Origin of the sequence: Corynebacterium marambiense, from assembly GCF_016342275.1 — a bacterium.
GTDB classification, from domain to species: domain Bacteria; phylum Actinomycetota; class Actinomycetes; order Mycobacteriales; family Mycobacteriaceae; genus Corynebacterium; species Corynebacterium marambiense.
In genome coordinates this window covers 146290-155397 of sequence record NZ_JAEIOT010000008.1, presented here as the reverse complement: position 1 = coordinate 155397, position 9108 = coordinate 146290, and the positions used below count along the sequence as shown (strand labels likewise).

Annotated in this window: 9 protein-coding genes; 3 read left to right on the top strand and 6 right to left on the bottom strand. The window is 62.6% G+C overall.

Annotated elements, in window-relative coordinates; genetic code table 11:
• Window positions 1–686 precede the first annotated feature (686 nt).
• Entirely contained in the window at window positions 687–1949 is a 1263-nt protein-coding gene (gene murA, locus JDV76_RS09255) for a UDP-N-acetylglucosamine 1-carboxyvinyltransferase (RefSeq protein ID WP_198736600.1), read from the bottom strand.
• Between the two features lie 90 nt (window positions 1950–2039).
• On the opposite strand from murA, the gene JDV76_RS09250 reads away from it, so the two are divergent.
• Window positions 2040–2624, top strand: a complete 585-nt coding sequence (locus JDV76_RS09250) for a cob(I)yrinic acid a,c-diamide adenosyltransferase (RefSeq protein WP_198736599.1) — start codon at window positions 2040–2042, stop codon at window positions 2622–2624.
• A gap of 52 nt (window positions 2625–2676) precedes the next feature.
• On the opposite strand, the gene ramA is transcribed toward JDV76_RS09250, so the two are convergent.
• From ramA to JDV76_RS09225, 5 genes are all read right to left on the bottom strand, one after another.
• Entirely contained in the window at window positions 2677–3516 is an 840-nt protein-coding gene (gene ramA, locus JDV76_RS09245; protein ID WP_198736598.1) for an acetate metabolism transcriptional regulator RamA, read from the bottom strand.
• Between the two features lie 521 nt (window positions 3517–4037).
• Window positions 4038–4853: an energy-coupling factor ABC transporter ATP-binding protein gene (locus JDV76_RS09240; protein ID WP_248141073.1), complete on the bottom strand. Its 816-nt coding sequence runs from the start codon at window positions 4851–4853 to the stop codon at window positions 4038–4040.
• 56 nt (window positions 4854–4909) lie between these two features.
• Window positions 4910–5638 carry a cobalt ECF transporter T component CbiQ gene (gene cbiQ / locus JDV76_RS09235; protein WP_198736596.1) on the bottom strand — a complete coding sequence of 243 codons (729 nt, stop codon included), beginning with the start codon at window positions 5636–5638 and terminating at the stop codon, window positions 4910–4912.
• A gap of 20 nt (window positions 5639–5658) precedes the next feature.
• Window positions 5659–6048, bottom strand: coding sequence for an energy-coupling factor ABC transporter substrate-binding protein (locus JDV76_RS09230; protein WP_198736595.1), 390 nt, complete (start codon window positions 6046–6048; stop codon window positions 5659–5661).
• Between the two features lie 82 nt (window positions 6049–6130).
• A complete protein-coding gene (locus JDV76_RS09225; protein ID WP_198736594.1) occupies window positions 6131–6826 on the bottom strand; it encodes an energy-coupling factor ABC transporter permease in 696 nt (231 codons plus the stop codon).
• Between the two features lie 610 nt (window positions 6827–7436).
• On the opposite strand from JDV76_RS09225, the gene cysK reads away from it, so the two are divergent.
• Window positions 7437–8372, top strand: coding sequence for a cysteine synthase A (gene cysK / locus JDV76_RS09220; RefSeq protein WP_198736593.1), 936 nt, complete (start codon window positions 7437–7439; stop codon window positions 8370–8372).
• A 114-nt stretch (window positions 8373–8486) separates the two neighbouring features.
• Entirely contained in the window at window positions 8487–9074 is a 588-nt protein-coding gene (gene epsC / locus JDV76_RS09215; protein ID WP_198736592.1) for a serine O-acetyltransferase EpsC, read from the top strand.
• Window positions 9075–9108: the final 34 nt, after the last annotated feature.

The following is a 9108-nucleotide window of genomic DNA, read 5'->3' as shown; positions in this document are numbered from 1 at the left end:
GTTAAGCACGCCGCCAGCGTTCGTCCTGAGCCAGGATCAAACTCTCCATAAAAGCCTTTAAGCACTACAAAAAGCTTGAAAAACCTAGCAAAACAAACAACCAGCAACACCACCCAGCCAAAAACCAGGCGATGTCAAAAATGATTGTCCAAAAAAACAAAAAGCAGATGAAACATCCGCCATAGTGACGCGTGTCATTCGACGAGGAAAAACAAACACGCCACACAAACATCCGTCCCAACCACCACAGTCAACAACCACCACCAGCACCCACACACAGTGAGCATCCGACAGCGGTCGATTAAGGAAGCGACTTACACTCCCCGGCACACGCCACGACCATGAATGATCCGGAAACGAATCAAAAAAACAATTACCCCACCAACAAACACAACCACCCAAAGATGATCACACCTGCCGGCAAGATACATTGGCACACTATCGAGTTCTCAAACATCACGCACACAACCAACCAGCAACCACCAAAGGCAACCAGTCCGGCAGGTGACCAATTTTTCTTGGAGCCAGCTTATGTTTTCCTCACGCCACACAACCACAGAAATTACTTCCCGGCGGGGCGCTGTCGGTCTCGCTGACCCCCACTAATTTACACACCACCCACCACACACACAAACACGCAGGTCATTGTGGTTTTACGAGTGCGTAACCGAGGGTTAACCAGATCCTTATGAGGACTCCGGAACCCGATACACCTCCGCCCCGAGGGCGTTGAGGGACTCGACGAAGTTCGGGTAACCACGGTCGATGTGAAAGACCTCGCGGATCTCGCTTTCCCCCTCGGCGCAGAGTGCAGCGAGGACGAGAGCCGCCCCCGCGCGGATGTCGCTCGACCACACTGTGGTGGACGACAGTTGGGGAACGCCACGGACGGCGACGTGATGCCCATCCACCGATGCTGTCGCTCCGAGGCGCAGCATCTCGCCGACGAATTTGAATCGGGACTCGAAGACGTTCTCGGTGATCATGGACATCCCGTCGGCGATGGCGGCCATGCCGATGGCCATCGGCTGCAGGTCTGTCGGGAAACCCGGGAACGGCAGTGTCTGGTAGTCGACCGCGGTGGGTCGCCGGTCCATCCGCACCCGGAACCCGTTTTCGTAGGTCTCGACGTCCGCGCCGGCGACCTTGAGTTTCGCCAGCGGCAGGTGGAGCAGCTGCGGTGAGATCCCGCCGACGGTGATATCGCCCTGCGTCATTGCCGCGGCATACGCCCACGTTCCCGCGACGATTCGATCCGCGACGACGGTGTGCTCCGTGGGGTGGAGTTTGTCGACGCCGGTGATGGTGAGGGTGTTGGTCCCCGCCCCTTCAATCTGCGCCCCCATGTCATTGAGGAGATTGCACAGGTCGACGATCTCCGGCTCACGCGCGGCGTTGTCCAGGACGGTGACCCCCTCAGCGAGTACGGCGGCGGTGAGGATGTTCTCCGTGGCACCAACCGAGGGAAAATCGAAGGAGACCGACGCTCCCGTGAGTTTCGGCGCGCGGGTCACGAGACATCCGTGCCGGATCTCGGTTTCCGCCCCCAGTCGTTCAAGGCCGCTCTGATGCATGTCGAGAGGGCGGGACCCGATCGCGTCGCCACCGGGAAGCGCCACAATCGCCTGTCCGCACCGCGCGGTGAGGGGGCCGAGAACGCACACCGACGCCCGGAACTGCCGGACGGCGTCGAAGTCCGCGTTACTGCGCAACTCGGCGGGTGTGGTGATCTGGACGTTCGAGCCGTCGATCTCGACCTCGCAGCCGAGCCCACGGAGAACATCACCCATGAGGGGTACGTCGAGGATCTCCGGGCAGTTCCGGAGCAGGGTGGTGCCCTCCGCGAGCAGTGCCGCGGCCATGAGTTTCAACACACTGTTCTTCGCGCCCGTCACTTTCACGGACCCCGAGAGTCGTGCGCCGCCTGTCACCAAAAATCGTTCTTTCACAGTGCCCCAGCCTAGTGGTTCCTTGGGCCGTGCGCGCACGGACCGCTCCCATGACTCCCGCGCACCGGAGTTTTTGTCTAGCGTAGGGATATGGCTGTCCACCTCACCAAGATATATACGCGCACGGGAGACGACGGGACAACCGCGTTGTCCAACTTCGAGCGCGTTCCGAAAAACGATGCGCGTTTGGTCGCCTACGCCGAGTGTGACGAGGCCAACTGCGCGATTGGTCAGGTCCTGGCGCTCGGTAACCCACCAGACGAACTCGTTGAGGTCCTGCGCCGGATTCAGAATGAACTCTTCGATGCCGGGGCCGATCTCGCCACCCCCGTCGAAGAATCACCGAAGTATCCCCCGCTGCGTGTCGCCCAGTCCTACATCGATGACCTCGAGGCGGACTGTGACAGGTTCAATGCCGACCTCCCGGCACTCAACTCGTTCATCTTGCCTGGAGGCACTCCAGCTGCGGCGTTGTTGCACACCGCGCGGGTCATCGCCCGACGCGCGGAACGGGCCGCATGGGTGGCTGTCGAGAAGCACCCCGATACGACATCGGTTCTTCCCGCGCGCTACCTGAACCGCCTGTCCGATCTCCTGTTCATCCTCGGCAGGGTCGCCAACAACGGCGACGACGTTCCCTGGGTACCGGGTTCCGGGAGACACGACGCCCGGTAGAACGCGTCTGACCCCGGAGGCGGAGCATCCGAGGTCAGAGGAAAACAGGGGATCAGGGCAGTGCGCCGATCCGACGTGCCGCGTTGACGGCTTCGTAGCGGGTGTGCGCACCGAGCTTGCGCATGACGCTGCGCAGGTAGGACTTCACAGTCTCTGCACCGATACCCATCTCCTCGGCGGCCTCGACGTTGGTGTGGCCGAGCGCGACACAGGCGAGTACATCGAGTTCGCGTGCGGACAGTTTGGTGGTCTGCTTGACCCGGACCGGCGTGACCATCTGGTCGCAGAGTTCCTCGAGTTCGAGCCGAAGAGCCTCGTCCTCGACGCGGTTGGCCAGCATGCGGAGCTTCGAGTGGGTGGACCGGATCTGTTCCCACTCCGCGCCGTTCATGATGCGTCCGGACTTGGCACCTGCACGTCCCCCCTCGCTACGTCGGACAGCGCAGTTGATGGCAAGTTCCTGCTCGAGGGTACGAGCGGTCATCGTGACCTCCTCGATGACCTTGTCCCCAAGGCGCACCGGTGAGTGCACCCCCACATAGAGAACACCCCGGATTTCACGGTGGACGATGACGGGAACGGCGACGAGAGAAAAGAGCCCCTCGTCCTGGATGACGTTGTCGTATTCATGGGAGATGACGTTCGCCCGGGTGTAGTCACTGACACCGACCGGACGTCTGGTGGTGACAACCCTTCCGCCGACACCACATCCGTGATCGATGATGAGGTTCTGGAGCGCCGGAGTCCGGAGTCCGACCCAGGCGCTGATCTGTAGTCTGTTATCCGGAAGAACCGTCGCGAACATGGTCACCGGGATCCCGGTGGCAGTCCTCAACGACGAGAGTGCGGTGCGAATCGCCTCTTCGTCATCTTTCGTACGTTGTGAGTCCACCTGTACCTCCTGCGCATCCACCCGGTCAGGTGCCCCCGTCGGGTGAGTCAACATCTTTCTAAGGTGCAGTATAGCCACTCCCCAGGGGGTGCTGAGTCCGCCGATAGCGCAGTTTTTCCGCAAAATCGGGGAAACGGGCGTCCGGCTAAGGGGTGATGTGGCCTCCGCCCCGATTTCCGGTCATCCCCCCTGCCGACACCGAAGCGGGAACACGTCCATCCGAGCACCCCGATCAGTCCTCAACGAATACACCTGCGCCCCAAACGACATAGTTCCCCGCACCGCGTAACACCCATTCACCCCGTTCAGCTGGGCGGCACTTGTGCTGGACAGAAACGTTCGAAAGAACTTTCGCAGGCTTACGAAAATGAAAACTTGCCCCACTAAAGCCATGCCTCAACACCACCCATCAAAATTGATTCCCCCCGCAAATTACCCCCATATACGTTCCCGTTCAGACATCCGACGTAAGAAACATCACGTTTTTACTGCCATGTCCCGCACTCTCCCCCTCCCCCAGCTCAGGGGTATTCCCGGCTCTCGGGGAGTTCCTCTGGGGCACTGATCTTCCGTCCCAGGGCGCGGCTCACCAACGGGGCCCAGGGTAACCCCAACCGAGCACGTTCCATCAGGTCCCGGTCAGTCAGCACGTCTTCGACATTCCCGCTGAAGATCGTTCCACCAGTTAAGACGACTGCAGTATCGGCGAACGCGTAGGCGAGATCGACATCATGGGTGGAGAGGACCACCGCTGTCCCTTTGGCGTTCAACGCCGCCAACGTGAGCAAGAGCTGGCGACCGCCTGCGGGATCAAGCCCCGCCGTCGGTTCATCGAGGAGAAGGACCGCCGGATCCATGGCGAGCGCACCGGCGAGCGCGACTCGCTTCCGCTGCCCGTAGGACAACTGGTGGGGAACCCGGTCCGCCAGGTCCACAACCTCGGCAGCGGTCATCGCCTCGTTGACCCTCCGCTTGACCTCGTGATGGTCGAGCCCCATGTTGACGGGCCCGTACGCGATGTCAGCGGACACCGAGGTGGCGAAGATCTGATCATCGGGTTCCTGGAGGACAAGTTGCACCCGGCGACGGACCCGGTCCCGCCCGGCCCGGTTGTAGCGCACCGGTTCACCGTCGACGCGGAGCTCACCATGATCGGGTTTCCACGCTGCGGCGAGCAACCGGAACAGGGTCGACTTCCCGGAACCGTTGGCGCCGAGTACGGCGATTCGGTCACCTGCCCGGATGCGCAGGTCCACGGATCTCAGCACCGGCAGATCTGGACCGTGGGAGAAATCGACGTCGGAGAGTTCAACGAGCGGTGGCGTGGGATGGGTCACGGGTCCTCCGGGGGACGGCCGGCACCAGGCCGGGAAAACGGGGTGTGAGGTGTGGATCAGCGGAATATGAGCCCGAGCGCGGCGATGGCGACCAGAAGTGCGACGCTGGCACCGATCACCCGCCATCGGACCGGCCTGCTGACGTGGAGAGTCGAGATCGCCGAGATATCGGCACGCAGTTCCATCCCCTCCTGGAGTGCGCGGGCCCGCGAGAAGGAGAGTACGAACAGGCTCGCCGCCTGAGAAGCGACCGAGTGCATCCACCGCCTGCGACTACTGTGCCCGAGGCGGGCGGCCTGCGCCTCCCACATCGTCCGCGCGGTGGTGATCAGCGTGCCCGTCATCCGGTAGGTCAACATAGTGATGTGAACCAGAGGGGCAGGCACCCCCACAGAGCGGAACCACACCAGTTGCTCGGACATGGGGGTGGTCAGCGCGAAGAGCATTGTCGCCGACATACCGACGATCGTGCGGGACAGGACAGTCACGGCGTCGATAAACCCACCATCGATCCACCGGAACCCCGAGGTCGACACCGAGAACACCAGTGGACCAAGTCCCAGCAGGATGAACGTCGCCGGCGCAAGTACCAACGCAGCATACAGCCGTGGTGGCACCTTCGCCGACACGGCGAGCAGAATCAACACGACAGCGATGACAGGCAGCGCGGGGAGTGGGGGAAGAGATATCGTCAGGACGAGAAGCCCCAGAATCAGCAGAACCTTCTCCCCCACGTTGACGCGCGCCCACGGAGAGTTCGCCGCGGCGATCTCCAGGGCGTTCATGACGCTAACCCCGATTCAGGTCAGGCGTCGTCGCCGAGATGGGGGCCTGCGGAAGCCGCAGTTCCGGCGGCGCCGGATTCCCGAGCGATACGCTCTTCAGCACGGCTGCGGCCCCGGTAGTTTCCGATCGCAAACCCGAGCACCCCCGCGCCAAGCGCCGCCTGGAATGCGAACAATCCCGACTCGACCTCACCCGGAAGTTCGCCGATGAGCGGACTCGCCCAGGGCTCATAGTCGGGGTTCTGCTCGGCGACGATCTCCTCGGCGGCGCCGTCGGATCCGCCGAATTGCTCTTCGGCGTCGGGGTCCCCGAAGTTGTAGAACATCGGGAAAGCCGCGATAGCTGCGGCGAGAATGATCAGGGCTAGCGTGGCGGCGATCCCGCCACCCTTGTTTTTGTTGCTGGACATGGTGGCAGTCTCCTCAGACGTGTTCTTCATGGTCGTGTTCTTCGCTGACGGTGATTCAGTTCGGCGGGCGATCAAGAATCAGCTACCCGACCGTGGCGGGCTCGCGGGTGTCAGCTTTCCGGTTGCGGGAAAAGACACCGAGGATGTCGAGCTCCTTGGCGGCGATGACACGGAGGCTGCGGAAGATCAGAACCGTGACGATGCCCTCGACGATGGCCAGCGGAACCTGCGTCGTGGCGAAGAGTCCGAGGAAAGTGAGGACGGAGTTGACGAAGCCGCCGGCGTGGTGGGCGAGCGCCAGCTGCACCGAGGTGACCATATAGGTCGAGAGGTCGGCGAAGAACGCAGCGAAGAAGATGGAGATGTCCGCACCCGCGCCGGCACGACGAAGAAGCACCCAGATCCCGTAGCCGACCCAGGGGCCGACGATGGCCATGGAGAATATGTTTGCTCCGAGCGTGCTGATACCACCGTGGGCGAGGAGCAGTGCCTGAAAGAGCAGGACGATGCCACCCATAAACGCCATCACCGGCGGCTTGAACAGGACCGCACCGAGACCCGTTCCCGTCGGGTGGGAGCTCGAACCGGTAACGGACGGGAGTTTGATCGCGGAGAGGACGAAGGTGAACGCGCCCGCGGCTGCGAGGAGAAGTCCGGTTTCGGGAGCCTTCGCGAGCTGCTTCTTCACCGCCCAGCCACCGTGGACAACGAACGGGGCTGCCGCCACGGTCCAGGCCAATGCCTGACCTGCGGGTAGAAAGCCTTCTGCAATATGCATGACTGTGGTTCTCTTTCTGGGACGGGTCCGGCACCTCGCGGACCGACTGGTCAACTCACGGTCGCAGCCGGTCTCCTGGCTCTGACCGCCGTCAACGAGGACCGAGTACCCTGGTCCGCCTGTGAAGCTTCAGATCCGCGCCTTCCCACCCGGAACCCCGTCAGGGGTGGTGCCGGGCAGTGGCGTCGTGCGGTGTGAAGCCCTCGGTGGCGAGTTTTCGCCGGCCCGCTCCGCTGACACGGTCCGGGCCGACGGGTGTTTCTCTTCGCCGCCGGCGACAGTCATACAGTGGCGAGGGCCGCTGCCGGATTCCCACCGACATTCCCGAACACTGCGACGTGTCGAACGGTAACACGCCGTCCACCCACCGGGAGGCCTTTTTCGGAAACAACTACCCACATTCAGGGTTCCTGTATTCGCTGGTGGAAACGGTTTCCCAGTTATCCCCCCATTCGCCTCCCCCATTCGCCTACCCCACCGGCACCCTTAGCACGATATGGACCGATCTGTCTATAGTCCGGTCTATTTATGGTGTAGCGTGACAGCCACAGGCCGATCGGGCAACCGCGGCCGGACTGACTACCCGCACGTATACAAGGAGCCCCCGACAATGGCGAACATCCACGACAACATCACCGAAACCATCGGCAATACCCCCTTGGTACGGCTGAACCGAATGTCCGAGGATCTGGACGCGGAGATTCTGGTCAAACTGGAGTCATTCAATCCCGCGAACAGCGTCAAGGACCGCATCGGACTGGCTATCATCGATGCCGCGGAGGCCGACGGCTCCCTGAAACCAGGTGGCACGATCGTCGAGGCCACTTCCGGCAACACCGGCATCGCCCTGACCATGGTCGCTGCAGCTCGCGGCTACAACGTCATCCTCACGATGCCCGAAACCATGTCGATGGAACGGAGGGTCATGCTCCGCGCCTACGGTGCGGAGATCGTCCTCACCCCTGGCGCCTCGGGTATGCAGGGCGCCGTGGATAAGGCCAACGAGATCGTCGCAGAGAACGAGGGGGCGGTCCTCGCCCGCCAGTTCGCTAACCCCGCCAATCCGGAAATCCACCGCTCCACCACAGCCGAAGAGATCTGGAATGATACCGACGGCAAGGTCGATATCTTCGTCACCGGTGTGGGCACCGGCGGCACCGTGAGCGGGGTGGGAGCAGTACTCAAGGAACGCAGGGAGGATATCGAGATCTACGCTGTCGAGCCTGCAGAATCCGCACTGCTATCTACCGGTAAGGCCGGCCCCCACAAGATCCAGGGACTCGGCGCCAACTTCGTCCCGGAGGTTCTTGACCGACGGGTGCTCACCGATGTCCTCACGGTGAGCAACGCGGACGCCATCGAGACCACCCGTGAGCTCGCCCGCCGCGAGGGAATCCTCGGCGGGATTTCGACCGGCGCCAACGTACGGGCCGCACTCGATCTGGCCGCACGCCCGGAGAACGCCGGCAAAACCATCGTGACCACGGTCTGCGACTACGGCGAACGCTACGTCTCCACCGCGCTCTTCGACGACATCCGGAGCTGACCAGCCCCGGACTCTCCCTGGAGCGACGGACGACAACCACCTCGACACCGCCCAGGTGCACCTCGCCGGAGACCAGGCCGGGCGGATCCGTCTGCGCTGATAGGATGGGCACCCATGTACCAGCTGCTGACGATGATCAGAGAAGACCTCGCGAACGCACGAGAGCATGATCCCGCTGCGCGCGGCGACGTCGAGAATGCGATCGTCTATTCGGGCCTGCACGCCATCTGGTCGCACCGGGTCGCCCATGCCCTGTGGACCCGGGGTCTCCGCGGTCCCGCGCGGGTTCTCGCCCAATTCACCAGGTTTCTCACGGGCGTCGAGATCCATCCGGGTGCCACGATCGGGCGACGCTTCTTCATCGACCACGGGATGGGGATCGTGATCGGCGAAACCGCGGAGATCGGGGACGGTGTCATGCTTTACCACGGGGTCACGCTCGGCGGGCAGGTACTCACCCAGACCAAGCGGCACCCAACCCTCGAGGACAATGTGACCGTTGGTGCCGGCGCGAAGGTCCTCGGTCCGATCACGATCGGCTCCGGAAGCGCTATCGGGGCAAACGCGGTCGTGACCAAGGATGTTCCGGCGAACCACATCGCCGTTGGCATCCCGGCCGTCAATCGCCCCCGCAAGACCAGCGAGTGCAAGAAGCTCGTTGATCCAGACCGGTACGTGGACAAGGAACAGCCGCTGTTCTGATCTTCTCACCATCGCCGAGGACCAGAGAGGTGGG

Bases quoted from the DNA above. Each gene is read 5' to 3' on its own strand.
- JDV76_RS09250 (WP_198736599.1), top strand. From the start codon at position 2,040: ATGGCTGTCCACCTCACCAAGATATATACGCGCACGGGAGACGACGGG.
- JDV76_RS09230 (WP_198736595.1), bottom strand. From the start codon at position 6,048: ATGTCCAGCAACAAAAACAAGGGTGGCGGGATCGCCGCCACGCTAGCC.
- cbiQ (WP_198736596.1), bottom strand. From the start codon at position 5,638: ATGAACGCCCTGGAGATCGCCGCGGCGAACTCTCCGTGGGCGCGCGTC.
- cysK (WP_198736593.1), top strand. From the start codon at position 7,437: ATGGCGAACATCCACGACAACATCACCGAAACCATCGGCAATACCCCC.
- epsC (WP_198736592.1), top strand. From the start codon at position 8,487: ATGTACCAGCTGCTGACGATGATCAGAGAAGACCTCGCGAACGCACGA.
- JDV76_RS09225 (WP_198736594.1), bottom strand. From the start codon at position 6,826: ATGCATATTGCAGAAGGCTTTCTACCCGCAGGTCAGGCATTGGCCTGG.